Below are 26366 nucleotides of genomic sequence, written 5' to 3' on the forward strand. Positions count from 1 at the left end.
ATTTGCACTTCAAAAGTAAGCAATAAATCACACTTGTCATGGTTAAAAAAGCAGAAAATATAATTGTTGGAATTTCGATTGGAGATTTAAATGGTATTGGAAGCGAAGTAATTTTAAAAACATTTGAAGATACTCGAATGTTAGAATTGTGTACGCCAGTAATTTTTGCAAATGCTAAGATTGTTTCTTTTTTGAGAAAAGAATTAAATATTGATATTGCCATTCACGGAATTGATAAAATAGAGCAATTGGTTGTTGGAAAAATCAACGTACTAAATGTTTGGCGTGAAGGAGTAAATCTTGAATTAGGTAAAAATGATGATGTAGTAGGAAGTTATGCAATTAAATCTTTCGTTGCTGCAACAAAAGCTTTAAAAGAAGGTTTGGTTGATGTTTTAGTAACAGCACCTATTAATAAGTATAATATTCAATCAGAAGAATTCAAATTTCCAGGTCATACCGATTATTTGGATAAAGAATTAGAAGGCGATGCTTTAATGCTAATGGTTCATGATGATTTACGTGTGGGATTATTAACTGATCATGTTCCTGTAAACGAAGTTGCAAAACATTTAAATGAAAAATTAATTACAAGTAAAATAAAAACCATAATCCAAACTTTAATTCAGGATTTTGAAATTGAGAAACCTAAAGTTGCTGTTTTGGGTTTAAATCCACATTCTGGAGATAATGGAGTTATAGGACAAGAAGAAGAAAAGATTATTAAGCCTGCATTGAAAAAATTATTTGAAGCCGGGAATATGGTTTTTGGACCATTTCCTGCAGATGGTTTTTTTGGTTCGGCGCAATATGAAAAATACGATGCGGTTATTGCAACTTACCACGACCAAGGATTAATTCCGTTTAAAACGTTATCTTTTGGTAATGGAGTAAATTATACTGCTGGGTTAAATAAAATTAGAACTTCGCCTGATCATGGAACGGCTTACGAAATTGCAGGTAAGAAAGTTGCTAATCACGAGTCATTTAAAGAGGCAGTTTATTTAGCAATTGATATTTTTAAGAAAAGAAATGATTATCAAGAGCTTGTGAAAAACCCTTTAAAAACAAAAGAAAAGCAGTTATAAACAAAAAAATGTTTACAACTAGTTTTAATTTACAAATATTTTATATCTTTGCACACCTTTTAAAAAGGTAAAACTGTTGTTATGAACAATTTAAAAGAATATTTAATTCCATTCGTGGGGTTAAAAATAGGGAAGCATCAGTTTGATTATCAAATAGATAATACGTTCTTTAAAAACTTTGATTACGACGAATTTAATAGCGTTTCGGTTAAAGTTGATATTGTTTTGGAAAAGAAAAGCACAATGCTTGAACTCAATTTTAAACACAAAGGAACTGTAAATGTGCCTTGCGATGTTTCTGGAGAAGAGTTTGATTTACCAATTAAAGGAAAACTAAAACTTTTAGTAAAGTTTGGTGATACTTTTAATGATGACAATGAGGAGTTGCTCATATTGCCACATGGTGAATATCAAGTAAATGTTGCACAATACATTTATGAATCAATTGTGTTGTCAGTTCCTTTAAGAAGAATACATCCAGGAGTTAAAGACGGTTCTTTAACAGATGTTATCGAAAAATTGGAATCGCTTTCACCAAAAGAAAATAAAAAAGAAGAACAACAAAGTAATGATATTGACCCTAGATGGGAGAATTTAAAAAAACTATTAACGGATAAATAAAATAGAACAATGGCACATCCTAAGAGAAGACAGTCGTCTACAAGAAGAGATAAGAGAAGAACACATTACAAAGCGACAGTTGCTCAAATTGCAACATGTCCAACTACTGGTGAAGCACATTTATACCACAGAGCTTACTGGCATGAAGGTAAAATGTACTACAGAGGTCAAGTTGTAATTGATAAAAATGAAGCAGTAGCTTAATTGCGTCAAAAAAATAGAGAAAACTCTCACATTGTGAGAGTTTTTTTGTTAAGTACCCATTCGTTTTTATAATTAACAAAAACGAATAGGACTCGTTTAATTTTTTTTTTGTAATTTCCACCACTTTTTGAACTTTAGAAGTTCTGAAGGAAAAATTAATCAAAGATGAATAAAATAACAGCAGCAATTACGGCAGTAGGTTCTTATGTTCCCGAATATGTTCTGTCGAATCAAGTTTTGGAAACGTTAGTTGATACTAATGACGAATGGATTACTACTCGTACCGGAATTAAAGAAAGAAGATTGTTAAAAGAAGAAGGTCAAGGAACTTCTTATATGGCAATTAAAGCCGCTCAAAACTTATTAGAAAAAGCCAATTTAGATCCTAAAGAAATTGATTTAGTGATTATGGCAACAGCAACACCAGATATGCCTGTAGCTTCAACAGGAGTTTATGTTGCTACACAAATTGGTGCAACAAATGCATTTGCATACGATTTACAAGCTGCATGTTCAAGCTTTCTTTACGGAATGTCAACTGCTTCAGCTTACATTGCTTCAGGAAAATATAAAAAAGTTTTATTAATTGGAGCAGACAAAATGTCTTCAATTATAGATTATACAGATAGAGCCACTTGTATCATTTTTGGCGATGGTGCAGGGGCTGTTTTGTTTGAACCAAATACTGATGGATTAGGTCTTCAAGATGAATTACTTAGAAGTGATGGAATCGGAAGAGAATTTTTAAAAATCGAAGCAGGTGGTTCAATTTTGCCTCCAACAGAAGAAACAGTTAAAAATAAACAACATTTTGTTTTCCAAGACGGAAAAACGGTTTTCAAATACGCTGTTTCAGGAATGGCAGATGTAAGTGAGAAAATTATGGAACGTAATAATTTATCTCACGACGATGTTAATTGGTTAGTAGCACATCAAGCTAATCGAAGAATTATTGATGCAACTGCTAATAGAATGGGTGTAGACGAATCAAAAGTCTTAATAAACATTCAAAAATATGGTAATACCACTTCAGCTACCTTACCACTTTTGTTGTCTGATTTCGAAAATCAATTGAAAAAAGGAGATAATATTATCTTTGCAGCATTTGGAGGAGGATTCACTTGGGGTGCTATCTATTTAAAATGGGCTTATACTAAATAAAAACAAACTAAACTAAATCAAATATTATGGATATTAGAGAGATTCAAAACCTAATCAAATTTGTAGCAAAATCAGGTGCTACAGAAGTAAAATTAGAAATGGACGATTTTAAAATCACCATAAAAACAACTGCTGAAGGTACAGAAAGTACTACAACTTATGTTCAGCAAATGCCTATGGCAGCTGCACCACAAATGGCAGCTCCACAAGTAGTAGCGGCTCCTGCTATTGCAGATGCTCCTGCTGCAACTCCTGCTGCGGATGATAATTCTAAATATATCACTGTAAAATCTCCAATTATTGGAACTTTCTATAGAAAACCAGCTCCAGACAAACCTATGTTTGTTGAAGTAGGTTCAACTATTGGAAAAGGAGATGTTCTTTGTGTGATTGAAGCAATGAAATTATTCAACGAAATCGAATCTGAAGTTTCTGGTAAAATTGTAAAAGTTTTAGTAGATGATTCATCTCCAGTTGAATTCGATCAACCATTATTCTTAGTTGATCCGTCATAATAAGTTAGAAGTTAGAAGTTAAAAGTTAGAAATTTTTCTTACTTCATAATTGTCTAATTGACACATTGTCTAATTATCTAATTAAAGAAACATGTTTAAAAAAATATTAATTGCCAATAGAGGAGAAATTGCACTTCGTGTAATTAGAACTTGTAGAGAAATGGGAATTAAAACTGTAGCAGTTTATTCTACAGCAGACGCAGATAGTTTGCATGTAAAATTTGCTGATGAAGCAGTTTGTATTGGGCCACCTCCAAGTAACTTATCTTACTTAAAAATGTCAAATATTATAGCTGCTGCAGAAATTACTAATGCAGATGCTATTCACCCAGGATACGGATTCTTATCTGAAAATGCTAAATTTTCTAAAATTTGTCAAGAACACGGGATCAAATTTATTGGAGCTTCTCCTGAAATGATTGAGAAAATGGGAGATAAGGCGACTGCAAAATCTACTATGTTAGAAGCAGGAGTTCCTTGTGTACCAGGTTCTGAAGGAATTTTAGAAGACTTTGAACAAGCTAAAAAAGTAGCTAAAGAAATTGGTTATCCAGTTATGATGAAAGCTACTGCTGGTGGTGGTGGAAAAGGAATGCGTGCAATTTGGAAAGAAGAAGAGCTTGAAAAAGCTTGGGAAAGTGCACGTATGGAAGCTGCTGCTGCTTTCGGTAACGATGGTATGTACATGGAAAAACTTATCGAAGAGCCTCGTCATATCGAGATTCAGGTTGTGGGAGATTCTTATGGAAAAGCATGTCACCTTTCTGAAAGAGATTGTTCGGTTCAACGTCGTCACCAAAAATTAACGGAAGAAACGCCATCTCCATTTATGACGGATGAATTACGTGAGAAAATGGGAACAGCGGCTGTTAAAGCAGCAGAATATATTAAATATGAAGGTGCTGGAACAGTAGAGTTTTTAGTTGACAAACACCGTAACTTCTACTTCATGGAAATGAATACTCGTATCCAAGTAGAACACCCAATTACCGAACAAGTTGTAGATTACGATTTAATTCGTGAGCAAATTATGGTAGCGGCTGGAATTCCAATTTCTGGTAAAAACTACTATCCACAATTACATTCAATTGAGTGTCGTATTAATGCTGAGGATCCTTATAACGATTTCCGCCCTTCGCCAGGTAAAATTACGGTTTTACATGCGCCAGGAGGACACGGAGTGCGTTTAGATACTCACGTTTACGCTGGATATACAATCCCGCCAAATTATGACTCTATGATTGCTAAGTTGATTACAACTGCTCAAACAAGAGAAGAGGCTATCAATAAAATGAAGCGTGCTTTAGATGAGTTCGTAATTGAAGGAATCAAAACCACAATCCCATTCCACAGACAATTAATGGATGAACCAGATTATGTGGCTGGAAATTATACTACAAAATTCATGGAATCATTTGTAATGAATGAGCCTCAAGAATAAAAACAAAAAAGCGATTTCAATTTGAAATCGCTTTTTTTATCCTAAACTTTTGATTAATTCCTCAATTTCTAACTTCTGATTTTCATATTTCAATCGCAACGGTTTGGCTTCTTTTTCTGAACGATCGTAATATACCATCGCTTTTTCAGCAAAAAACTTTTGATGAAAAGCAGAAGCTTTTGGTATTAATGGAAACTCTTTATGAAATAACATTTCGTAATACGCTTGCCATTCACGTTCATTTTTGTCTTGCATGGCTACTTCTGGTGCTTTCTGTTTTACATGCATCATTTCATGAGCTAGTAAATTCAACATCAAAACCAATGGGAATTCAAACGTGTTTTCTGGAATTCGAATAATTTGTGGTCCGCCTATTTCACCTTCAGCTGTCATTAAAATAAAATCCGGTTTTGCGGCTTCTCTAAATTCAAATCCTATAAAATTTGGATGTTCTAATTGGTACACATTTAAAAGCCATAGTGCTGCTTCTTTCGTTAAGCCGTGCTTATGAAAGGTTTTTATGGTGAGTTCTATGTCTTCGTAAGATAACATTTATATTGCGTATTAATTATTAAAGGCAAGAACAATTTGAAATTTGAACTTGCCTTTGAATTTGAATTTTTACAATGTTTCTTTCAACCAACCAAAAAATTCTCTTTGCCAAACCAATGCATTTTGTGGTTTTAGTACCCAATGGTTTTCATCTGGAAACAACAAGAATTTACTTTTAATTCCTTTTAGTTGTGCTGCTTGAAATGCTTCTTGTCCTTGTCCAATTGGCACACGGTAATCTTTTCCCCCTTGGATAATTAAAATTGGTGTATTCCAGTTGTTGATTAACTTAATTGGATTGAATTCGTTATACGTTTTTTGAGCAGTTGCATTGTCTTTTTCCCAATAAGCACCACCTGAATCCCAATTGGTAAAGAAAACTTCTTCTGTAGTTCCATACATGCTTTCTGTGTTGAAAATTCCACAGTGTGAAATGAATGTTTTGAAACGATTTTTGTGAATTCCTGCTAAATAGAAAACAGAATAACCACCATAACTAGCTCCTACAGCACCTAAACGGTTTTTATCTACATACGATTCTTTTGCTACATCATCAATTGCTGCTAAGTAATCATCCATAACTTGTCCACCCCAATCTCCAGAAATTTGTTCGTTCCAAGCCGTTCCGTGTCCTGGCATTCCTCTTCGGTTTGGCGCTACAATTACATAGCCTTGTGAAGCCATTAATTGGAAATTCCAACGGAAAGAATACGATTGTGTTAATGCACTTTGTGGGCCACCTTGACAGTATAAAAGTGTAGGGTATTTTTTAGTTTTATCAAAATTTGGTGGTAAAATTACCCATACCAACATTTTTTTGCCATCGGTTGTTGTTATCCAACGTCTTTCTGTTTTACAAGTGTTGATTTTCGCATAAGTATCTTGGTTTACATTAGTTATTTGATTCCAAGTTTTCTTTGCTAAATCGTATGAATATACTTCTGGAGCATGGTTCATATCGTTTCTTGTTACTAAAACAGCAGTTCCCGAAAAACCTACAATAGCATTCACATCAAAATCACCATTTGTTAATTGTGTTACTCGAACAGCAATTCTAGTTAATCCTGGAAAATTGACTTCAAATAATTGTTTTGTACCTTCAATTGGCGCAATGAAATACACTTTCTTTCCGTCTTTACTCCAAGTGTAACTATCTACTGTGCCATCCCAACCTGCAGTTAGATTGATATCTACGCCTCTATGACGAACAATAATATCGTTTTTATCTGCTTCATAACCATCACGTTTCATTTGCAGCCAAGTTAAATCACCTTTTGGAGAAAACTGAGGAGCAGTGTCGTAACCTAAATTCTTTTCAGTTAGGTTTTTAGTTGTTTTAGTTGCTAAATCGAACTCATATAAATCAGTATTTGTACTTGTAGCATAAGCTGTTCCAGCTTTCTTTTTACAAACATAGATGATTTTAGTTCCATCTGGTGACCAAATAAAATCTTCATCACCACCAAAAGGTTTTTGAGGTGCATCGTAAGGTTCGTTTGGCATGATATCTATTCCAGTAGCATCTTTTTTATTTTCCGAGTAGAAAACGTGGTTGTGTGTTCCATCATTCCAAGTGTCCCAATGGCGATAATCTAAGCCTGTGTAAACTTGTGCCGTAGTTTTTGATAATTCTGGATAAAGGTCTTTTCCTAATAATTTTTCTACCTTAACTTCTTTTGAAAATAACAGAAATTTTCCGTCAGGAGAAACATTTTTATCAGCTAATAACGATTTGTAATCTTCCACCAAAGTGGCAGTTCCGCCTTGAACAGGAATTGTATAATATTTTGAATTGATTTTATTTTCTTCAATAGAAGGTGTTCCCACTTTGTAAACTAAAAGTTTTCCATCTTTCGAAATTCCTAAAGGTGTAACTCTTCCTAATTGCCATAAGGTTTCGGGAGTCATTACGTTTTGTGCGCTTGCAGCAGTTATACTCATAATATAAGTAATTAGTAAGGCTAATTTTTTCATGGTTGTAAATATTAATGGCATAAAAATACAAAAATATAGCCATAAAAAAACCGCCCAATAGTTGAGCGGTTTTTAGATTTCCATTTATTGGAATTATTGTTTGATGAAACGTTTCATGTTTGTTCCATTAGCAGTAGTAACTTCAATCATGTAAGTTCCTGTCGCTAAGTGGCCAACACTAATCGTGTTATTTTCTACTTTTCCATTACCTAAATCTTGACCCATAGCGCTGAAAATTCTGTAAGAAGCTTCGCCTTCAAATCCTGAAATATTTAAGATTTCTCCTTTAACAGGGTTAGGATATAAACTAATAGTAAATGGATTTGATTCGTTTTCTTTTGCACTTGAAGTTACATTAATAGTGTAATCTTCTACTTGTCCGTAAGAGAAAGCTTCACAAGAAGTTGGAACTCCATTATATTTCATAGAAACTCTCATTCTTTTAGCTCCAGTTGTAGTTCCTGCAGGAATAGTAATACTTCCGCTTACTGGAGTTGTTTTAGTTGCGGCAATTGTTAAAACAGTTTCACCAGCATCTAAGAAATCACCATCATTGTTGTAGTCAATAAATACCGCATAACCTTCGCTATAAACAGTTCCAGTCCATGTAGGAGTGATTGTAATAGTGTTTGCAGTTCCTCTAACAATGTTAGTTGAAATTGCAGTAAAGTTTTCGTATCCTGCAGTTCCTGTTGACGCATTGTTGATTGTTCCGTATTGTACTCTTCCAATTCTTTCATCAGCAGTACTGTTGCCTTGAGAAGTACAATATGTTAATGTTGTGTTAGCTAAAGTTGTTACATTAACTGTATTGCTTGAAGCTGATAAGTTTCCAGCAGCATCTTTAGCTTTTACCGTAAAAGAATAAGCTGTCGATGCGGTAAGTCCAGTAACGTTATAAGTTGTTCCAGTTACAGTAGTAAGAAGTGTTGCTCCTTGGTAAACATTATATCCAGTTACACCTACGTTGTCAGTTGAAGCTGTCCAAGACAAGTTTGTACTTGTTTGTGTAGTTCCCGAAGCTGATAATGTAGGAGTTGATGGTGCAGTTGTGTCAACAGTAGTTGTAGTTAAATTAAGCGTATAATCTTCTACTTGACCATAATCAAATGCTCCACAAGCAGAAGGAGTAGTGTTGTATCTCATTACAACTCTCATTCTAGTTGCTCCTGTTAATGCTGATGTTGGTACTGTGAAAGAACCACTAACAGGTGTAGTAGTTGAAGCAGCATTGCTCCATACTAATTCTCCAGCATCATCAAAATCTTTATCTCCATTATAGTCAATCCATACACCATATCCTTCAGAATAAACGGTTCCTGTCCAAGAAGGTGTTATTGTGATTGTGTAAGCTGATCCTTTAGAAAGGTTTGTAGATAAGCTTGTGAAATCTTCGTATCCAGCTGTTCCAGTTGAAGCATTATTAATTGTTCCAACTTGTACTCTTCCAATTTTTTCATCAGCGGTACTATTTCCTTGTGCAGTACAGTATGATGTAGTAGTTGCTGGTAATGTTGTAACGTTTACAGTGTTGCTTGAAGCAGAAATATTATCTGCAGCATCTTTTGCTCTTACTGTAAATGAATAAGCAGTTGCAGCTGTTAATCCTGTTGCTGTATAAGTTGTTCCTGTAACTGTTGTTAATAAAGTTGTTCCTCTGTAAACATCGTATCCTGTTACTCCTACGTTATCAGTTGAAGCTGTCCAAGATAAATTAGTTGTAGTCTGAGTTGTTCCAGACGCTGATAAAGTTGGCGTTGATGGAGCTGTAGTGTCAGCAGTAGTTCCAGCAGTAATAGTAAAGTTTGTGTTTGAAACATCAAAGAAAATATGATTTGTTCCTTTAATCATAATTCTGTTTTGTGTTCCTGGTGTGTTTGGAATAGTAACTGCTTGTGTTCCGTCATTTGGAGTTGCAGCTAATAATGTTGACCAAGTTGATCCTCCGTTTGTTGAGATTAAAATATCTACATTAGCACAGTTTACTCCATTAGCAGTTGTTCCTGCTACATTCCAAGTAATAGTTTGAGATGAACCTCCAACATAAGAAACAGCAGTGTTAGGCGCTGTAACTGTGAATGGTCCAGCTGTCCCGTTGACTGTAACAATCATATCGTCACTGTTGTTTGCAGAACCACCAGCTCTATTGTCTCTAACTGTAAATCTAAAATTCATTGTTCGAGCAACCGAAGGTAACGCTTCGACTACAATTTCTGACCCAGAAGTTGTAGTAGCTCCAGCTAATACTCTTGTCATGTTAGGGAAATATCTTGTTGGAGAAGTTGTAGGGCTATACGATCTAAACGTTGGGCCAGATGTTTTTGTAGCACTCGCAGCCGAACTTGCGCCAGTTTGTGATGAACTTGCATTGTCAAATTGTTCCCAGATATAAGTAAGTGAGTCTCCATTTGCATCAGTTCCTGATCCAGTAAGCATAAAAGGTGTGCTTTTAGGGATTGTATAATCTAAACCTGCACTAGCTGTAGGAATTGAGTTTCCAGTAGAAGTTAAAGTTGGACAAGTTTTAGATTTGATGTTATTAGTTACTTGTTGAATACTAATTGCGTGGAAATATGGGTCAGAGTTCATTTGAACATCTTGACTTGTAATTCCAGCGTATCCCATAATAGTTGATCCTGATCCTGGTTCCATATTAGCGCCAGTTCCTTCATTACTATGGGAAAAAGTATGGTTAGCTCCAAATTGATGACCCATTTCATGAGCTACATAATCAATATCAAAAGCATCGCCAGAAGGCACACCATTTGCTGGAGAAGTATAACCACTTCCTTTTCCTAATGGTACAGTTGATGTTGGGTTAACACAAACACATCCAATACATCCTGCATTTCCACCACCTCCAGTTGCACCAAATAAGTGTCCGATATCATAGTTTGCGTTTCCGATTGTATTAGTTAATGTAGTTTGTAATTGTTGATTCCAATTTGACATTGAACTTGCTGCAGAGTATGGGTCTGTAGAAGCACTTGTATAAATCACAGAATCTGTGTTTGAAATTAAAACCATTCTTGCATTAAAGTCTTTTTCAAAAACTCCATTTACACGAGTCATAGTGTTATTGATAGCAGCTAAAGCAAGTGCTTTTGTTCCACCAAAATAAGCAGTATATTCTCCAGTAACCGACATAGCTAATCTAAATGTTCTTAAACTTCCATCGTCAGCATTTGGTCTTAAGTTAGCTCCGTCTAAAGATGGAGTCACTCTGTCTAATACACTACATTCAAATTTCGTAAAAGCAGTTCTTTTGTCTGCTTTTGTATAAACAGTATAAGTTTGTAAGTCTTGTGAAAAAGGCTCAACAAAAACTGCAGGCTTTCCAGGATTTAAAACCATAGATTTAAAACCAAGTGGAGAAGTGCTAATATAAGCACTTGCGGTAGGATTGTCAATTCCTATTCCAATATATGATTTGATTTCAGGATATCTTGCTGCTAAAGCAGGATCCATGTTAGAATTTTCATAAATTCTAAATCTTTCCATAGTACCATCTGTATTTGGTAATGATAAGATTACACCTGAATTTCGATTACTAAAACGATTAGGGGCATTTCTTAGAAAATTAGAAGCTGCATTAACATCTAAATCTAAGAGTTGGTTTTCAGGAAGTTCTAGTTTTCTTTCTAAAACCATTTTGTTGCTGTTTTGGGTAGGTTTCCAAAACGTCCCTTTTTCTTGAGCTTGCATAAAACTAGACGCTGCTAGTATGGCAATAAGGAGAAGTTTTTGTTTCATAAAAATAGAAAGTTGGGTTTTTAGTTGCGACAAATATATTTAAGTTTTCTAAATTTCAATACGAAATAATAAAAAATTTATAACAAAAAATGAAGTATTGTTATTTTTGAATGTAAAAATTTGAGTATATGTTATATTTTTATATAAAAAAATAATGAATGTTTCATGGGTTTTTAAATGGTTTTTACAAGGAAATTGAAGAATCTCTTATTATGTTTTAAGGTTAAAAAAAATATGACTATTTTCACATTCTAAAATTTTTTACAAAAAATGAGAAAACTGGCGCTACATTGGCAAATTTTACTCGGAATGGTATTTGGAGTCTTATTTGCTTTTTTATTGATACAATTTGAATGGGGTAAAGATTTAATTGTTGATTGGGTAAAACCATTCGGAACTATCTTTATAAACTTATTAAAATTAATTGCTGTACCTTTGATTTTAGCGTCATTAATCAAAGGAATTTCGGATCTAAAAGATATTTCTAAATTGTCTAAAATGGGCGGTAGAACTATAGGTTTGTATGTTTTAACAACAATTCTAGCGGTTTCTATCGGTTTGGTAATTGTGAATATTATTAAGCCAGGAAGTTATATTTCGGAACAAACAAGAACAGAGTTAGTAGCAAATTATACAGCTGATGCTAATACGAAAATTGAAGCTGCTGCTAAGCAAAGTGAAGTTGGTCCTTTACAATCATTAATCGATATTGTTCCTGATAATATAATTAAAGCTTCTGCAGATAATGGTAATATGTTACAAGTAATTTTCTTTGCAGTAATATTTGGTATTGCTATGATATTGATACCAGAAGAAAAATCCAAACCGGTTAAAGATTTTTTTGATAGCTTTAATGAAGTCATTTTAAAGATGATTGATTTAATTATGTTGTTTTCTCCTTTTGGGGTTTTTGCTTTATTAGCTGCTATTGTTGCCGAATCACCAAGTTTAGATTTGTTTAAAGCGCTTGGGATGTATGGATTAACCGTTCTTATAGGATTGTGTTTAATGATCGGGGTTTATTTATTAATAGTTAGAGTATTTACAAATAGAAGCCCTAAGTTCTTTTTCAACGGAATTTCTCCAGCGCAATTGTTAGCTTTCTCTACAAGTTCTAGTGCTGCAACTTTACCAGTTACTATGGAAAGAACGGTTGATAATTTAGGTGTTGATGATGAGGTAGCAAGTTTTGTATTACCAATTGGAGCAACTATTAATATGGACGGAACAAGTTTGTACCAAGCAGTCGCTGCGGTGTTTATTGCACAGTCTTTTGGTATGGATTTAACTTTTGCAACACAGTTAGGAATTATTGTTACAGCTACTTTAGCTTCCATTGGAAGTGCTGCTGTTCCAGGAGCCGGTATGGTAATGTTAGTAATTGTATTAGCACAAGCGGGAATTCCTGAAGCCGGTTTGGCATTAATTTTTGCTATCGACCGACCTTTAGATATGTGTAGAACAACAGTAAATGTTACTGGAGATGCAGCGGTTTCTATGATAGTAGCAAAGTCAGTTAATAAATTAGCATAAAATGGATAATTTTCATTGGACTAAACTTTTTAATCCGGAGTTTTACATAACAATGGAAGTAGGTGGAATTCCTATCGGGATTTACATGGTGCTATTTATTGTTTTTGCTGAAACAGGATTGTTTGCTGGTTTCTTTTTGCCAGGTGATAGCTTGTTATTCCTTTCTGGAATTTACAGTAGAGAATTGGTAGAAACGTTCTTTATGATTCCAAGTGATTTGTCTAATGTTACCATTTTATCATTATTAATTGCTTCAGCAGCGACATTAGGTAATATTTTTGGATATTGGTTTGGAGCTACTAGTGGTCAGTTTTTATATAACAAACAAGATAGTTTCTTTTTCAAAAAGAAATATTTATACGAATCGCAAGCCTTTTTCGAAAAACACGGTGGAAAAGCTATCATATTTGCGCGTTTTCTTCCAATAGTTAGAACTTTTGTGCCAATTATAGCCGGAATTGTTCATATGGAAAAGAGCAAATTCATGCTTTACAATGTTTTAAGTTCGTTATTATGGTCGTTTCTTTTAGTGTTTTCTGGACACTATTTATATGGATTCTTTAATGAAGAATTCGGAATTGATTTAAAGAAACACATCGAAACTATCATCTTAATTTTAATTGCGGTAACATCATTCCCATTGATAATGAAAGCGATTAAATCGAGAAGAAAACCTATGAATTAATTACTGTTTTCTAATAATTTGTTGAATTCTAAATCTATTTTTTCTGAATCTGGAGAAGGAGCTTTAGGATTTGAAATTTCACCATTTGCATTAATTAATACATATCTTGGAATAAAATCTATAGCCAGTTTTTTCAAATATTCAGAAGTTTTAGGATTAATTATCATATAACTGTTTTCTGATAATTTTTCAAACTGATTTGCTTTTTTCCAAGCATCAAAATTTGAATCGGTTGATAAGTATAAAAACACGATTTCTTTGTCTTTGTATTTTTCATGCAGTTTTCTTGAACTTGGAAATGCTGCTCTACAAGGAGCACACCAACTTGCCCAAAAATCAATATAAACTAATTTGCCTTTATTGGTCTCTAAAAATGCGGATAAAGTAGTAGCTTTTTTGTTTTCATCATATAAAACTACTTCAGAAGTGTTCTGTTTTAAAGCTTCAATATTTACTAAAAAAGCATTTTCAAAACCTTCAATTAATTTTTTATCGTTTGAATATTTTTTAAAAATTGAGATATAAGTTGATAGTTTTTGTGAATCTGTTTTTGCAATTCGATTCAAGTAAACATAAAGCAAATATTCTTTCGCTTTTGCAGAAAACAAATCCGATTCTTCAACTTGAATAAAAGCATCTTCATGATTATCATATTGCATGCTGATATCTTTGGTTTTTGTTTTGTTATTAGCAGTTTTTAGTTCAAAATCCTTAATTTCTTTTTTATAGGTTTTAATTTTAAACTCGTTTTTCACATATAATTCTAAGAAATAGCGATACGATTTTAACCAAATTAATTCTTCTTTATTAAGATTAATCTTATAATCAGAAAAATTTGTTTTTGTATCTGTGTTTAAGGTATAAAAAGTGATGTAATTCAATTGCACTTCAAAAGTTTCCTTTGAAATTTTACCCGAATTTAAAGCGTCTTCTAATTTTGTTTTTGAATTCTGGATAAAGTTGCTCAATTCAATTTTATATTCTTTTTCTTCTTTTGAATTTCTACTTCTCTTATTGTTTTGAAAAAAGACAAAATTATCTATCGGAAAACTAAGATTTAGTTCTTTTTCTAAGTTGAAGTCTAAAGGTTTTGCTTCACGATTTAATACTTTAAAAAAAGGAAAGCCTTTTTCGTAATCTATTTCAACTATATCGTTTTTAAATAAAATTACTCTTGAACTTTTATTCAATTCTTTCCAATTATGGATTAAAAAAATCTTGTCAGATTCTATGTTTAATTGTATTGTGTCGTTTTTTTCTTTGTTATTTGGTGAAAGATAAGTTTCTCGGTACGAATTATATTCTGAATAATTTATCAACGAATTCATTCTTTTAAATCCTGAAGTTTCTTCAAAGTGATAATTACTCTTTTTAAATATAAGGGTAATGTTATTTTGAGCAGTAAATATTGAAGTGAAAAGTAATGAAGCAAAAAGTAAATAAATTCTCATTTTTTTGATTTTTATATCATAACGCAAATAAAGAGATTTAGTGTGTAACTAAAAACAAATTATTACATTTACTTTTTTAAAGTAAGAATAATGCAACTCAGTTATTGGGAAATTAAAAATTGGTTTTCAAATGTCGATTTTACTATTGTAGGTAGTGGAATAGTAGGTTTACATACAGCTTTAGCTTTACGCAAGCGATTTCCTTCATCTAAAATTTTAGTTCTTGAAAAAGGTATTTTGCCTCAAGGTGCGAGTACTAAAAATGCTGGTTTTGCTTGCTTTGGTAGTATCTCTGAAATTATCGACGATTTAAAAACACATACTGAAGAAGAAGTTATTCAACTGATTCAAAAAAGATATGCCGGATTACAGTTGCTTCGAAAAAATCTTGGCGACTCGGTAATTGATTTGAAACCTTACGGCGGATATGAATTATTTTTAAAAGAAGACGAATCGTTTTACCAGGAATGTTTACAAAGAATTTCATTTATAAACGATATTATTAAACCACTTTTTAAAACCGATGTGTTTTCAAAAGAAGTAGATCGATTTAATTTTGGTGGCATTTTTGAAAATTTAATATTTAATCCGTTTGAAGCCCAAATCGACACCGGAAATATGATGCAAGCTTTACTAAAAAAAGCACATCAAAACAATATACTTATTTTAAATAGTCAAACAGTTACAAGATTTCAAGATTTAAATGATGGTGTTGAAGTTGAAACAAATGGTATTGTTTTTAAAACAAACAAATTGTTATTCACTACAAATGGTTTTGCCTCTGAATTAACAAATAATCAGGTAAAGCCAGCAAGAGCGCAGGTTTTAATTACAAAACCAATTCCTAATTTAGACATACGAGGAACATTTCATTTAGATAAAGGTTATTTTTATTTTAGAAATATCAACGATAGAATTCTTTTTGGCGGTGGAAGAAACTTAGATTTCGAAGGTGAAACCACGACTTCACACGATACAACGGAATTGATTCAGAATCGTTTGGAAGAATTATTAAAAAAGGTAATTTTGCCAAATCATGAATTCGAAATCGAACACCGATGGAGTGGCACCATGGGAGTAGGAACACATAAAAAACCGATAGTTGAACAACTTTCTAATAATGTGTATTGTGGAGTACGAATGGGAGGAATGGGTGTTGCAATTGGTAGTTTAGTGGGACAAGAATTAGCAGATTTAATTTAGAATGGCAAAAAAAACTACTTCAAGTAAAAAAACTACAGCAAAGAAACCAGCGAAAAAAAGAACAACAGGTCAAAAGATACTACGTTTCTTTTGGTTGCTTTTTTTATGGTTCAATATCATCAGTTTTTCAATTGTATTATTATTTAAATTCGTTCCAGTTCCATTTACTCCATTAATGGGAATACGTGCACTAGAACATAATTCAGCAGGTAAAGATATGGTTTGCAGTCACGAATGGGTGCCAATTGACGAAATATCTTTAAACCTTCAAAAAGCAGTTATTGCTAGTGAAGATGGTCGATTTTTAGAGCATTGGGGTTTTGATTTTAAAGCCATGGAAAAAGCCTATAAAAACAACGCCAAAGGGAAACGACTAAAAGGAGGAAGTACCATTTCGCAACAAACGGCAAAAAATGTTTTTTTGTGGCAAGGTAGAAGTTATGTTCGTAAAGGATTAGAAGCGTATTACACCGTTTTAATTGAACTTGTTTGGGGTAAAAAGCGCATCATGGAAGTGTATTTGAATAGCATTGAAATGGGTGATGGTGTTTATGGCGCTGAAGCGGCAGCAAAATATTGGTATCGAAAAGATGCAGAATCATTAACACGATATGAAGCAGCTGGAATTGCCGCTATTCTTCCAAACCCTAGAAAATATAAAGCATCTAATTCGTCATCATACATTAACCGAAGAAAAGCAAAGATTAGCAAAGAAATTGGCTATGTTAAGCTAGACTATTAAATGGAATAAATTTGAAAAAAACAGTACTAATAACTGGCGCAGCTGGTGGAATTGGAAAACAAACAGCACTGTTTTTTGCGAAAAATGGATGGAATGTTATTGCTACAATGTTATATTTAAATGAAGCAGGAGAACTTATCAATCATGATAATATTGAGTGTTACGAGCTAAACGTAGCCTGCTCTGAAAGTATAGATAAAGCCAAATCTGAAATTGTAAAGAATCATAAAACTATTGATGTTGTTATTAACAATGCAGGATTAGGTTACAGAAGTTTTGTTGAGCTTTCAGATGATGAAAAGATTAAGAATATTGTCGATGTAAACTGGTTAGGAATTGTTAAAATTTGTAGAGCATTTATTCCAATTTTTAGAGAACAAAATTTTGGTCAATTTATAAACATTACTTCGGTTGCAGGCTTGGTAAATTTGCCTCTTGGGAATTTTTATCATTCAACCAAACAAGCAGTTGAAAGTTTTTCGGAATGTATGGCATATGAATTAAAAGATTTTAATATTAGTGTTGCCACTGTTCAATTTGGTAATGCTCCAACAAATTTTCAAAAAAACGTCACTAAATGTGATGCTACTTATATTGAATCTTACAATCAATTGATGGATAAAATTTCTAAAGTTTTAGAAAAAAAATCGGGTAAGAACCAAAATTTACCAAATCAGATTGTGGAAAAATTATTTCAAATAGCAAACAGTCCTAAAAGTTCATTTAAACGCTATACAATAGGATTTGATGCTAATTTTATGAAATGGTTCAGAAGAATTTTAGGTTATCGATTATTTAATTTAGTAATCAGAAAAACAGTTTTTGGTAAGTTTTAAAGTTATTGAGTTTTATAAGACGGAAAGTTGCTTTTAGAAACTCAAAACAGCAATTTGCAAATTGATAACTTTCCTACAGGAATTTATATTTTATCTTTGGAATCAAATAATGGAGGAATTTCTTTTAAAAAAAAATAAAAAACTAAATTATGAAAGCTATTTTATTGAGTATCTACTTTGTAGTTGTTGGATTAAATGTTGTGAATATCAACGAATCGGATAAAGTTGTAAAAGAAACAACAATTGAATCAAGTTTTTCATTAATTAACGATTCAAAAGAGAAAATTTCTATACATACAGGAACAGGTTTTGTTTCTTTAAATAAAGGATCAAAAACAAGTATTGGTTGTAATGTGGGTAAAGAAGTTCGATGGGCAAATGATGGTAAAAAAGGTGATGTTATTTTTAAAATCACTTCTGAAATGTGTGGCAAAACTTTTAAATTGTCTGAGTTAACTAAATAGAAAAATTTAAATATATTGATAAAACCGGGAGTAGTTATTATTCTCGGTTTTTGTTTTTTTAGTGGTAACATTTTGCAAAATCTTTCGACTAATTATCAAAACTAAAAATTATGAGAGCACACGAAATAGATTACCATATTTATGGTGAAGAAATGCAATATGTAGAAATTGAATTGGATCCACAAGAAGTTGTAGTTGCCGAAGCAGGAAGTTTCATGATGATGGAAAACGGTATTCAAATGCAAACCATTTTCGGTGATGGTAGCCAAGAGCAACAACAAGGAATCTTTGGTAAATTACTTTCTGCGGGTAAGCGTGTTTTAACGGGAGAAAGCCTTTTTATGACTGCTTATTTGAATCAAGATTCAGGAAAACGTAAGGTATCTTTTGCTGCTCCTTATCCAGGTAAAATTGTTCCTATCGATTTACAACAATACGGAGGTAAGTTTATCTGCCAAAAAGATTCTTTTTTATGTGCAGCAAAAGGTGTTGCAATTGGAATTGAATTTACAAAAAAGATTGGAGCAGGTTTATTTGGTGGTGAAGGGTTTATCATGCAAAAAATTGAAGGTGATGGAATGGCATTTGTTCATTCAGGAGGAACTTTAGCTCGTAAAGAATTACAACCAGGAGAATTATTGCGAGTAGATACAGGATGTTTAGTAGGATTTACTAAGGATGTGGATTACGATATTGAATTTGTAGGAGGAATTAGAAATACAATTTTTGGTGGTGAAGGTGTTTTCTTTGCTACTTTAAGAGGGCCTGGTGTTGTTTATATTCAATCATTACCATTTTCTCGTTTAGCCGATAGAATTATCGCTTCTGCACCAAAGGCTGGAGGTAGTGGTAGAGAAGAAGGAAGCTTGCTTGGTGGTTTAGGAAGAATGCTTGATGGCGACAATCGTTTTTAATTTAACGTAATTTTACATATTGATTATCAATTGTTTAGGCTAATTTTTGTAACTTTATTAGTCTAAACTTTGTTAATCATGAAAAATAAAACAGTTTTAAAAAATGGATTTCTAATTTTCTTAGGAATTGCCTTGTTTTTCCTAGCAATGGATTTATTAGGATTAGCAAGTAAAAATTACTTACGCTTATTAAATGCCTTTATAGTTTTGTATGGAATAAATAAAACTATAAAAGATAACTACTTAAAAGGAAAAACAGATCACTTTAAAAACTTTTTTTCAGGATTTGTCACTGGAGTTTTAGGTGTTTTCTTAGGTATAATCGGACTAATATTTTTTATTTATTTAAAAGGAGGAGAAGTTTACTTGAATACATTATCTGATACTTTCTTTTTTGTAGGCAAAGTAAGCATTATACAATATTGTGGTGTTCTGTTCTTTGAAGGAGTAGCTTCAAGTTTGATAGGAACCTTTGTGTTAATGCAACTACATAATGAAGTTCCGTTAAGTCATAAGTATTAAATTTTCATCGGTCTAAGCGTATTGCTATACGTTATAACGTATTGAAATTTACCTTTGTTTACTTTTTTCATTAAGTAAACATACTTATGTTTTGTTGCTTTTTTTACAGGAATAATAATTTCTTCTTTAGTACTAATGTCCTTAACAATTAAATCTTGCTGGTTACTAAAACTCAAATAAGAAGCAATTCTGTTTTTTAAATTGGTTATTGGATATTCAGAAAAAATAGTTTTACCATTTTGTGAAATGATAATCTTTTCTCCTTTGTACGTTTGGGTTAAAATTAAAACACTTTTGTTGCTGTTTTTTGCATTAACTTCATTTAATATTTTTTGTCTCTCGGAATCTTTTGCACTTCTAAAGTCGTCACGATACACACTTTTTTGAGTAGGATTACAAGAAATGAATCCCATTAGTGTTATTAAAAATACAAGTAAACTAATTTTTTTCATACTATTCTAACCTGAAATAGTTGAAATTATTGCATAAAAAAAGAGCCAATTGGCTCTTTTTTCAAAACTTTAACTTTTTATTTTATTTCTTTAACACCCATGTTATAAAGTGTAAATACTTGCATGTCAACGTTTTCTTGTATTGTTGCAGCTACAGATTTTCCAGCTCCGTGGCCAGCGTTAACATCAATTCTGATTAAAACTGGATTATTGCCAGATTGTTTTGCTTGTAATTCTGCAGCAAATTTAAAACTATGCGCAGGAACTACACGATCATCATGATCTCCAGTAGTTACCATAGTTGCAGGGTATTTTGTGCCAGCTTTCACATTGTGAACTGGTGAATAATCTTTGATGTATTCAAACATTTCTTTGCTTTGTTCAGATGTTCCATAATCATAAGCCCAACCTGCACCAGCTGTAAATTTGTGGTAACGCAACATGTCTAAAACTCCAACAGCTGGAAGTGCTACTTTTACTAAGTCAGGACGTTGTGTCATTACTGCTCCAACTAATAATCCTCCGTTTGATCCACCTTTAATTGCTAAGTAATCTGATGAAGTATATTTTTCTTTGATTAGATATTCTGCAGCTGCAATGAAATCATCAAAAACGTTTTGTTTTTTCATTTGAGTTCCAGCATCATGCCATTTTTTTCCATATTCACCACCACCTCTTAAATTGGCTACAGCATAAATACCACCATTTTCTAACCATACTGCATTTGAAATACTAAAAGCAGGCGTTAAACTCACATTAAAACCACCGTATCCATATAAAATAGTTGGGTTTTTACCGTTTAATTGCGTTCCTTTTTTGTATGTGATAATCATCGGGATTTTTGTGCCATCTTTCGAAGTGTAAAACACTTGTTTTGATTCGTAATCAGCCGAATTAAAATCAACTTTTGGTTTTTGATAAATAGCCGATTTTCCAGTTTTTGGATCAAAAGTGTAAATAGTTCCAGGCGTTACATAATTGGTGAACGAAAAATACAAAGTTGTTTCTTTTTCTTTTCCACCAAATCCTCCAGCAGTACCAACTCCTGGTAATTGTACATCGCGAACTAATTTACCATTGTAATCGTATTGCTTAATAAAAGAAACTGCATCTTTCATATAACTTGCAAAAATATAGCCACCACCTGTGTTTGGTGACAATACGTTTTCTGTTTCACCAATAAAGTCTTTCCAGTCTTCTTTTGCAGAATTATCTAAGTCAAATGTTACGACTCTTTTATTCGGCGCTTTATAGTTTGTAACCAAATAGATTTTAGAACCTTTATTATCTAAAACATAATTATCATTTTCATAATTATCGATTAAAGTAACAATTTTTGCATTTGGGTTTGATAAGTCTAAATAGTACAATTCATTTCCAGAAGTTGAATTTGCAGCGGTTATGAATAAGTATTTTTCATCTTCAGAAACACCACCGCCAACGTATCTTCTTTTAATATCACCACCAAAAATTAATTTGTCGGCTTTTTGATTTGTATTTAATTTATGGTAATACAATTTGTGTTGATCTGTTTTTGCTGATAATTCACTTCCAACAGGTTTATCATAACTTGAATAATAGAAACCATCGTTTTTGTACCAAGAAATGCCACTAAATTTCACATCAACAAGTGTATCGCCAATGATTTTTTTAGTTTTGGTTTCCATTACAATTACTTTTCTCCAATCGCTTCCGCCTTCAGAAATCGCATAAGCAACTAAACTTCCGTCTTTACTGAAGTCCAATCCGCCTAATGACGTTGTACCGTCTTTAGAAAAAGTATTTGGATCTAAGAAAACTTCTTCTTTTCCACTTTTATCTTTTCGATACAGTACTGATTGATTTTGAAGTCCGTCGTTTTTGTAGTAATACGTGTAATCTCCTTCTTTAAATGGAGCACTTATTTTTTCGTAATTCCATAATTTCTCCATTCGAGCTTTTAACTGATTTCGATACGGAATTTGCTCTAAATAACCGTAAGTTACTTCGTTTTGATCTTTTACCCAAGCTTCGGTTTCTGAACTTCTATCATCTTCTAACCAACGATAAGGATCTTGAATTTTTTCTCCAAAATACGTATCAACATGGTCGATTTTTTTTGTTTCAGGATAATTAATTTTTGTTTGCGCGTTCATAACTAGTGTACAAACAATAGCCGATACTGTTATTGTTTTTTTCATATTGTATTTGTTGATTAAAACAAAGATATTCAAATGAATTATAAAGATTTGTTAATTATAAATCAAAATTCAAACTCATAATTACATTTCTTCCCATATTGTTTATACCATCAGTTTTTAATCTCGATAAATGGTTAACATAAGTCTTGTCAAAAAGGTTGTTGGCATTCAAACTCAAATTAAATGCTATTTTGCCTAATGTTACTTTTCCTCCAACAGCAAAATTGATTAATAAATAATCTGGTGTTTTGGTTTCAAATTCACTGATGTTATTTTGCATGAATGTGTAATTAAAGAAAAACGAACTATATCCGTTTTTGAAATATTTAAATGATTCAAATTCCACTCGAACATTATTTTTCCACTGATTTGCCGGAATTAAAGGTAAATTGTTTCCGCTTTGTTTTCCAGTTACACTTTCAAAACTACTTGTAAAATGTAACCAATCATATGGATGTGGATGAAAGTGAATTCCTGCTTCACCACCAAATAAAGCAGCATTGTTTTGAACGTAATTATAAACGTCATTTCCATCAATAACATTTCCTGTTGGAGTGATGTAAATATAATTGTCTACATAGTTATAAAAACCGTTTAGAAACCATTCAAAATGTTCGCTTTTATATTCGATATTCAAATCAACTTGTAAATTTTGTTCGTTTTTTAAATTACCATCACCAATTTCATATCGATTACTTCCTTCGTGAACGCCATTTGATGTTAATTCGGATAAATTTGGAGCTCTAAATCCTGAAGCGACATTTATTCGAGTTGCGATATGATTTGTAATATCGGTCTTGAATCCTAATGAAGCATTAAAGCTATTGAATTCTTTTCCGATTGCTTCAAAATAACCTTCTTCGCCTTCTGTTCCATGAGTTGAAGTATTTATTTTTCTATTGTCGTAACGAATTCCGGCTTGTAAAATACTCGAATTCCAACTATAATTTGTTGTGGCAAAAGCACCAAAATCTTTCACGGTTGCATCCGGAATTAATAACTCTTCTCCAAAATTGGTGTTGGTTTGGTCAATTCCTTGAATTCCGATAATGGTTTCAAAGCGATTCATTTTTGGAAAATAATATTTCAAATTATAACTCGTTGTTTGCAACTTCATCGATAATGCAATTTCATCTGCAGCTTCAAGCTCTTTTCTATTATTTAAAGAGTAACCAAAATCGCCTTCTATTTTTGAATTTTTAAAATAGATTTTTTGATTCAAACTCAACACATGATTAGCTACTTCTTGTTTTGGGAATAGTGGATTTCTAAATCCAGAGTTTTCTAAATCTTCTTCTGGTAAACCCAAATTCAAATTGTTGTAATTGTATCTAAAATCGGTTGCCATTTTTGAGTTAGAATAACCAATTCCGGTTTTGAAATCTTTCTCAATAAAACGCGTATTTACAATTCTGTCGCCATTCGGAACTTTATAATCACCATGCGAAGTATAATTTCCACGAACTAAAAATTTAAAATTAGAAGGCGAGGCTTTAAAACCAAATGTAGTGCTAGTTCCTTGTGTATTGGTAAAATAACGTTGTTCAAAATCGGCTGATTTTTCTTGAAAAGGTGCATATTTTTCAGGGTTAAAATAAACAACTCCACCCAATGCATCAGAACCATATAATAAAGAAGCCGGACCTTTAATAACTTCTACACTTTCAATTCCAGCTGCATTTAAGCCTAAACCGTGTTCTTCGCCAAATTGTTGGTTTTCCATACGAACACCTTGCGAATACACCAAAACACGATTTCCGCTTAATCCTCTAATTACTGGTTTTCCGATGGAATTTCCTGTAGAAATTTGTGAAACTCCAGGCAATGTTGCAATTCCGTCGATAAGCGTAGTAGCTCCGTTTTCTTTTAATTTGTTAACAGAAGCATGTTCCACTTTCATTACATTTTGCGATTGAATTTTGTTGTATAAAGTAGAAATGATGACTTCCTCTAAGTGCAATTCTTTTTCTGTTAGAATAATATTAAGAGTTATTTCGGTTCCATTATTGGTAATGGTTTCGGTTTTGGTTTCATATCCAGATAAATGGAAAATAATTTTATTGGTTCCTTTCGGAAAATTTAAAAATTGGTAATACCCATTTTCATCAGTTGTGGTTTCTAAGTTGTTTTCTTCAACATGTACAATAACACCAGACAACTTTTGTTGATTAACATCGGTCACAAATCCGCTAATCTTGTTTTGGGAAAACCCAGAAATGGTTATAAGTAGAAGTGTTAAATGGAAAATTGATTTCATTTAATTGTTTTTTTATTTGATAAATAATGTAATAGATAAAATTGTAGGAAATACAACCTACAACGATTTGCTTTGAAAAGCATCAAAGTCAAATTATTTATGAAATAAAAGCAGGTGGACCTCTTAGATAAAACGAATTTCCTTTAAAAGTAATACAGTTTTCATTGCTGTTAAACTGATATGGAATTTCGTGAAATGAAGGTATAAAATCAAAATGTAAAATTTCAGGAGAAAGAAAAGCTGCAAATTTGAAATCACAAATAGGACAGTCATCTTCTTGAGAAAATTTTTTGTCTGAAGTTTTGAAAGTTAAGTGATGTGAATCATCACAACATTCTGATTTTAAGTGGTGATCATGCGAAAAAGTATGAATGGATTGATAGCAAACAGTAAATAAAACTGCAAGCATCAAAACTAGATTGATATGGAGTAACCTCTTTTTCACAAACACAAAGATAGGTTTTTTAAAAGAAGAGATAAAAAGAAACCACGAATTAACGAATTTTTAGGTTTTGTAACCTTTATTTTGCCAGTTCGTGGTTATGTTATACAATTCTGTTTTTTGTCATTTCGACGTAGGAGAAATCACATTAGTTACTCACTTTATGAGATTTCTCCCGTTGGTCGAAATGACAAAGTAGAAAATTAAACCAAGTCATTCGCTACTAAATATTCTGCAATTTGAATCGTATTTGTTGCCGCTCCTTTTCTTAAGTTGTCAGCAACAATCCACATATTAATAGTGTTCGGTTGACTTTCGTCTCTTCTTATTCTTCCAACAAAAACATCATCTTTACCTTGAGCGAATAAAGGCATTGGATACGTAAATGTTTCTAAATTGTCTTGAACCGTCACTCCAGGCGTATTTTGTAAAATTTGACGTACTTCATTTACATCAAAGTCATTTTCAAACTGAACGTTAACTGTTTCACTGTGTCCACCAACAACTGGAATACGAATCGCAGTTGCAGTAACCGCAATTGTATTGTCGTTTAAGATTTTTTGCGTTTCTCGTACCAATTTCATTTCTTCTTTCGTGTAACCGTTTGCTTCAAAATTATCGCATTGTGGAATGGCATTTCGATGAATTTGATATTTATAAGCCATTTCACCTTCAATTCCTGCATATTCATTTTCTAACTGACGCACTGCTTTTACTCCAGTTCCTGTAATCGATTGGTAAGTTGAAACTACAATACGTTTGATGTCATATTTAGCATGTAAAGGTGCTAAAGCCATTACCATTTGAATCGTAGAACAGTTTGGATTAGCAATAATTTTGTCTTCTTTTGTTAAAACTGATGCATTGATTTCTGGAACTACTAATTTTTTTGTAGCATCCATACGCCAAGCAGAAGAATTGTCGATTACGGTAGTTCCAACTTCAGCAAATTTTGGTGCCCAATCTAATGATGTTTGTCCGCCTGCTGAAAATAAAGCAATCTCAGGTTTCATATCTACAGCGGTTTGTAAACCTACTACTTTATAGGTTTTACCTTTCCATTCGATTTCTTTTCCTACTGATTTTTCAGAAGCAACTGGAATTAATTCCGTTACAGGAAAATTACGTTCTGCTAATACTTGAAGCATTATTTCGCCTACCATTCCGGTAGCGCCTACTACGGCTACTTTCATATGTTTTGATTTTATTTTTTAGCGGAAACATATAGAATCGCCTTTTTATTTATGGTTGTTTGCTTGCGCAAACGAGTTTTTTGTAGCGATTTCATTGTGTGTGCTATTTATTGATGCAAAAATATAGAATATTCAAACGACTTAGCAAATATTGATGAAATTATAACAAAAGTTTGAAATTTC

Annotated in this window: 24 protein-coding genes; 15 read left to right on the forward strand and 9 right to left on the reverse strand. The window is 32.6% G+C overall.

Features of this window, described 5'->3' with window-relative positions:
• Positions 1-38: 38 nt before the first annotated feature.
• The 6 genes from pdxA (at position 39) to accC (ending at position 5030) form a co-directional block, all read left to right on the forward strand.
• The gene (gene pdxA, locus LOS89_RS00860) at positions 39-1088 is read left to right on the forward strand and encodes a 4-hydroxythreonine-4-phosphate dehydrogenase PdxA (RefSeq protein ID WP_231835846.1); all 1050 of its coding nucleotides are present in this window, start codon (positions 39-41) and stop codon (positions 1086-1088) included.
• An 81-nt stretch (positions 1089-1169) separates the two neighbouring features.
• Entirely contained in the window at positions 1170-1709 is a 540-nt protein-coding gene (locus tag LOS89_RS00865; RefSeq protein ID WP_231835847.1) for a YceD family protein, read from the forward strand.
• Positions 1710-1718: 9 nt separating this feature from the next.
• Positions 1719-1913 carry a 50S ribosomal protein L32 gene (rpmF, locus tag LOS89_RS00870; RefSeq protein WP_231835848.1) on the forward strand — a complete coding sequence of 65 codons (195 nt, stop codon included), beginning with the start codon at positions 1719-1721 and terminating at the stop codon, positions 1911-1913.
• Positions 1914-2078: 165 nt separating this feature from the next.
• Positions 2079-3074 carry a beta-ketoacyl-ACP synthase III gene (locus LOS89_RS00875; protein ID WP_231835849.1) on the forward strand — a complete coding sequence of 332 codons (996 nt, stop codon included), beginning with the start codon at positions 2079-2081 and terminating at the stop codon, positions 3072-3074.
• Between the two features lie 26 nt (positions 3075-3100).
• Entirely contained in the window at positions 3101-3589 is a 489-nt protein-coding gene (gene accB, locus LOS89_RS00880; RefSeq protein WP_231835850.1) for an acetyl-CoA carboxylase biotin carboxyl carrier protein, read from the forward strand.
• A 91-nt stretch (positions 3590-3680) separates the two neighbouring features.
• The gene (gene accC, locus LOS89_RS00885) at positions 3681-5030 is read left to right on the forward strand and encodes an acetyl-CoA carboxylase biotin carboxylase subunit (RefSeq protein ID WP_231835851.1); all 1350 of its coding nucleotides are present in this window, start codon (positions 3681-3683) and stop codon (positions 5028-5030) included.
• A 36-nt stretch (positions 5031-5066) separates the two neighbouring features.
• Here accC and LOS89_RS00890 read toward each other — a convergent pair whose 3' ends face one another.
• The 3 genes from LOS89_RS00890 to LOS89_RS00900 form a co-directional block, all read right to left on the reverse strand.
• Complete coding sequence (locus tag LOS89_RS00890) at positions 5067-5582, reverse strand: hypothetical protein (RefSeq protein ID WP_231835852.1); 516 nt, start codon at positions 5580-5582, stop codon at positions 5067-5069.
• 69 nt (positions 5583-5651) lie between these two features.
• On the reverse strand, positions 5652-7556 hold the full coding sequence (locus LOS89_RS00895) for a S9 family peptidase (protein ID WP_231835853.1): 1905 nt from the start codon (positions 7554-7556) through the stop codon (positions 5652-5654).
• A gap of 93 nt (positions 7557-7649) precedes the next feature.
• Complete coding sequence (locus LOS89_RS00900; protein WP_231835854.1) at positions 7650-11309, reverse strand: reprolysin-like metallopeptidase; 3660 nt, start codon at positions 11307-11309, stop codon at positions 7650-7652.
• A gap of 270 nt (positions 11310-11579) precedes the next feature.
• Here LOS89_RS00900 and LOS89_RS00905 point away from each other — a divergent pair, with 270 nt between their 5' ends.
• Positions 11580-12842: a dicarboxylate/amino acid:cation symporter gene (locus tag LOS89_RS00905; protein ID WP_231835855.1), complete on the forward strand. Its 1263-nt coding sequence runs from the start codon at positions 11580-11582 to the stop codon at positions 12840-12842.
• A 1-nt stretch (position 12843) separates the two neighbouring features.
• A complete protein-coding gene (locus tag LOS89_RS00910) occupies positions 12844-13527 on the forward strand; it encodes a DedA family protein (RefSeq protein ID WP_231835856.1) in 684 nt (227 codons plus the stop codon).
• On the opposite strand, the gene LOS89_RS00915 is transcribed toward LOS89_RS00910, so the two are convergent.
• On the reverse strand, positions 13524-14978 hold the full coding sequence (locus LOS89_RS00915) for a TlpA family protein disulfide reductase (protein ID WP_231835857.1): 1455 nt from the start codon (positions 14976-14978) through the stop codon (positions 13524-13526). The genes LOS89_RS00910 and LOS89_RS00915 overlap by 4 nt on opposite strands.
• A gap of 90 nt (positions 14979-15068) precedes the next feature.
• Here LOS89_RS00915 and LOS89_RS00920 point away from each other — a divergent pair, with 90 nt between their 5' ends.
• From LOS89_RS00920 to LOS89_RS00945, 7 genes are all read left to right on the forward strand, one after another.
• Positions 15069-16181: an NAD(P)/FAD-dependent oxidoreductase gene (locus LOS89_RS00920; RefSeq protein WP_231835858.1), complete on the forward strand. Its 1113-nt coding sequence runs from the start codon at positions 15069-15071 to the stop codon at positions 16179-16181.
• A 1-nt stretch (position 16182) separates the two neighbouring features.
• Entirely contained in the window at positions 16183-16923 is a 741-nt protein-coding gene (gene mtgA, locus LOS89_RS00925; RefSeq protein ID WP_231835859.1) for a monofunctional biosynthetic peptidoglycan transglycosylase, read from the forward strand.
• Between the two features lie 11 nt (positions 16924-16934).
• Entirely contained in the window at positions 16935-17759 is an 825-nt protein-coding gene (locus tag LOS89_RS00930) for an SDR family NAD(P)-dependent oxidoreductase (protein WP_231835860.1), read from the forward strand.
• A gap of 27 nt (positions 17760-17786) precedes the next feature.
• On the forward strand, positions 17787-17897 hold the full coding sequence (locus LOS89_RS13100) for a hypothetical protein (protein ID WP_508349395.1): 111 nt from the start codon (positions 17787-17789) through the stop codon (positions 17895-17897).
• A gap of 11 nt (positions 17898-17908) precedes the next feature.
• On the forward strand, positions 17909-18223 hold the full coding sequence (locus LOS89_RS00935) for a hypothetical protein (RefSeq protein WP_231835861.1): 315 nt from the start codon (positions 17909-17911) through the stop codon (positions 18221-18223).
• 110 nt (positions 18224-18333) lie between these two features.
• The gene (locus LOS89_RS00940; protein WP_231835862.1) at positions 18334-19137 is read left to right on the forward strand and encodes a TIGR00266 family protein; all 804 of its coding nucleotides are present in this window, start codon (positions 18334-18336) and stop codon (positions 19135-19137) included.
• 78 nt (positions 19138-19215) lie between these two features.
• Entirely contained in the window at positions 19216-19659 is a 444-nt protein-coding gene (locus LOS89_RS00945; RefSeq protein ID WP_231835863.1) for a hypothetical protein, read from the forward strand.
• Here the strand turns inward: LOS89_RS00945 and LOS89_RS00950 are convergent.
• From LOS89_RS00950 to LOS89_RS00970, 5 genes are all read right to left on the reverse strand, one after another.
• Positions 19656-20111 carry a hypothetical protein gene (locus tag LOS89_RS00950; protein ID WP_231835864.1) on the reverse strand — a complete coding sequence of 152 codons (456 nt, stop codon included), beginning with the start codon at positions 20109-20111 and terminating at the stop codon, positions 19656-19658. The genes LOS89_RS00945 and LOS89_RS00950 overlap by 4 nt on opposite strands.
• Before the next feature lie 77 nt (positions 20112-20188).
• On the reverse strand, positions 20189-22291 hold the full coding sequence (locus tag LOS89_RS00955) for a prolyl oligopeptidase family serine peptidase (RefSeq protein ID WP_231835865.1): 2103 nt from the start codon (positions 22289-22291) through the stop codon (positions 20189-20191).
• A 55-nt stretch (positions 22292-22346) separates the two neighbouring features.
• Positions 22347-24548: a TonB-dependent receptor gene (locus LOS89_RS00960; RefSeq protein WP_231835866.1), complete on the reverse strand. Its 2202-nt coding sequence runs from the start codon at positions 24546-24548 to the stop codon at positions 22347-22349.
• 97 nt (positions 24549-24645) lie between these two features.
• Entirely contained in the window at positions 24646-24957 is a 312-nt protein-coding gene (locus LOS89_RS00965) for a hypothetical protein (protein WP_231835867.1), read from the reverse strand.
• A 236-nt stretch (positions 24958-25193) separates the two neighbouring features.
• Positions 25194-26183, reverse strand: coding sequence for an aspartate-semialdehyde dehydrogenase (locus LOS89_RS00970; protein ID WP_231835868.1), 990 nt, complete (start codon positions 26181-26183; stop codon positions 25194-25196).
• Between the last annotated feature and the right edge of the window lie 183 nt (positions 26184-26366).

It is taken from the genome of Flavobacterium channae (assembly GCF_021172165.1).
Taxonomy (GTDB): domain Bacteria; phylum Bacteroidota; class Bacteroidia; order Flavobacteriales; family Flavobacteriaceae; genus Flavobacterium; species Flavobacterium channae.

Bases quoted from the DNA above. Each gene is read 5' to 3' on its own strand.
- pdxA (WP_231835846.1), top strand. From the start codon at position 39: ATGGTTAAAAAAGCAGAAAATATAATTGTTGGAATTTCGATTGGAGAT.
- LOS89_RS00865 (WP_231835847.1), top strand. From the start codon at position 1,170: ATGAACAATTTAAAAGAATATTTAATTCCATTCGTGGGGTTAAAAATA.
- rpmF (WP_231835848.1), top strand. From the start codon at position 1,719: ATGGCACATCCTAAGAGAAGACAGTCGTCTACAAGAAGAGATAAGAGA.
- LOS89_RS00875 (WP_231835849.1), top strand. From the start codon at position 2,079: ATGAATAAAATAACAGCAGCAATTACGGCAGTAGGTTCTTATGTTCCC.
- accB (WP_231835850.1), top strand. From the start codon at position 3,101: ATGGATATTAGAGAGATTCAAAACCTAATCAAATTTGTAGCAAAATCA.
- accC (WP_231835851.1), top strand. From the start codon at position 3,681: ATGTTTAAAAAAATATTAATTGCCAATAGAGGAGAAATTGCACTTCGT.
- LOS89_RS00890 (WP_231835852.1), bottom strand. From the start codon at position 5,582: ATGTTATCTTACGAAGACATAGAACTCACCATAAAAACCTTTCATAAG.
- LOS89_RS00895 (WP_231835853.1), bottom strand. From the start codon at position 7,556: ATGAAAAAATTAGCCTTACTAATTACTTATATTATGAGTATAACTGCT.
- LOS89_RS00900 (WP_231835854.1), bottom strand. From the start codon at position 11,309: ATGAAACAAAAACTTCTCCTTATTGCCATACTAGCAGCGTCTAGTTTT.
- LOS89_RS00905 (WP_231835855.1), top strand. From the start codon at position 11,580: ATGAGAAAACTGGCGCTACATTGGCAAATTTTACTCGGAATGGTATTT.
- LOS89_RS00910 (WP_231835856.1), top strand. From the start codon at position 12,844: ATGGATAATTTTCATTGGACTAAACTTTTTAATCCGGAGTTTTACATA.
- LOS89_RS00915 (WP_231835857.1), bottom strand. From the start codon at position 14,978: ATGAGAATTTATTTACTTTTTGCTTCATTACTTTTCACTTCAATATTT.
- LOS89_RS00920 (WP_231835858.1), top strand. From the start codon at position 15,069: ATGCAACTCAGTTATTGGGAAATTAAAAATTGGTTTTCAAATGTCGAT.
- mtgA (WP_231835859.1), top strand. From the start codon at position 16,183: ATGGCAAAAAAAACTACTTCAAGTAAAAAAACTACAGCAAAGAAACCA.
- LOS89_RS00935 (WP_231835861.1), top strand. From the start codon at position 17,909: ATGAAAGCTATTTTATTGAGTATCTACTTTGTAGTTGTTGGATTAAAT.
- LOS89_RS00940 (WP_231835862.1), top strand. From the start codon at position 18,334: ATGAGAGCACACGAAATAGATTACCATATTTATGGTGAAGAAATGCAA.
- LOS89_RS00945 (WP_231835863.1), top strand. From the start codon at position 19,216: ATGAAAAATAAAACAGTTTTAAAAAATGGATTTCTAATTTTCTTAGGA.
- LOS89_RS00950 (WP_231835864.1), bottom strand. From the start codon at position 20,111: ATGAAAAAAATTAGTTTACTTGTATTTTTAATAACACTAATGGGATTC.
- LOS89_RS00955 (WP_231835865.1), bottom strand. From the start codon at position 22,291: ATGAAAAAAACAATAACAGTATCGGCTATTGTTTGTACACTAGTTATG.
- LOS89_RS00960 (WP_231835866.1), bottom strand. From the start codon at position 24,548: ATGAAATCAATTTTCCATTTAACACTTCTACTTATAACCATTTCTGGG.
- LOS89_RS00965 (WP_231835867.1), bottom strand. From the start codon at position 24,957: ATGCTTGCAGTTTTATTTACTGTTTGCTATCAATCCATTCATACTTTT.
- LOS89_RS00970 (WP_231835868.1), bottom strand. From the start codon at position 26,183: ATGAAAGTAGCCGTAGTAGGCGCTACCGGAATGGTAGGCGAAATAATG.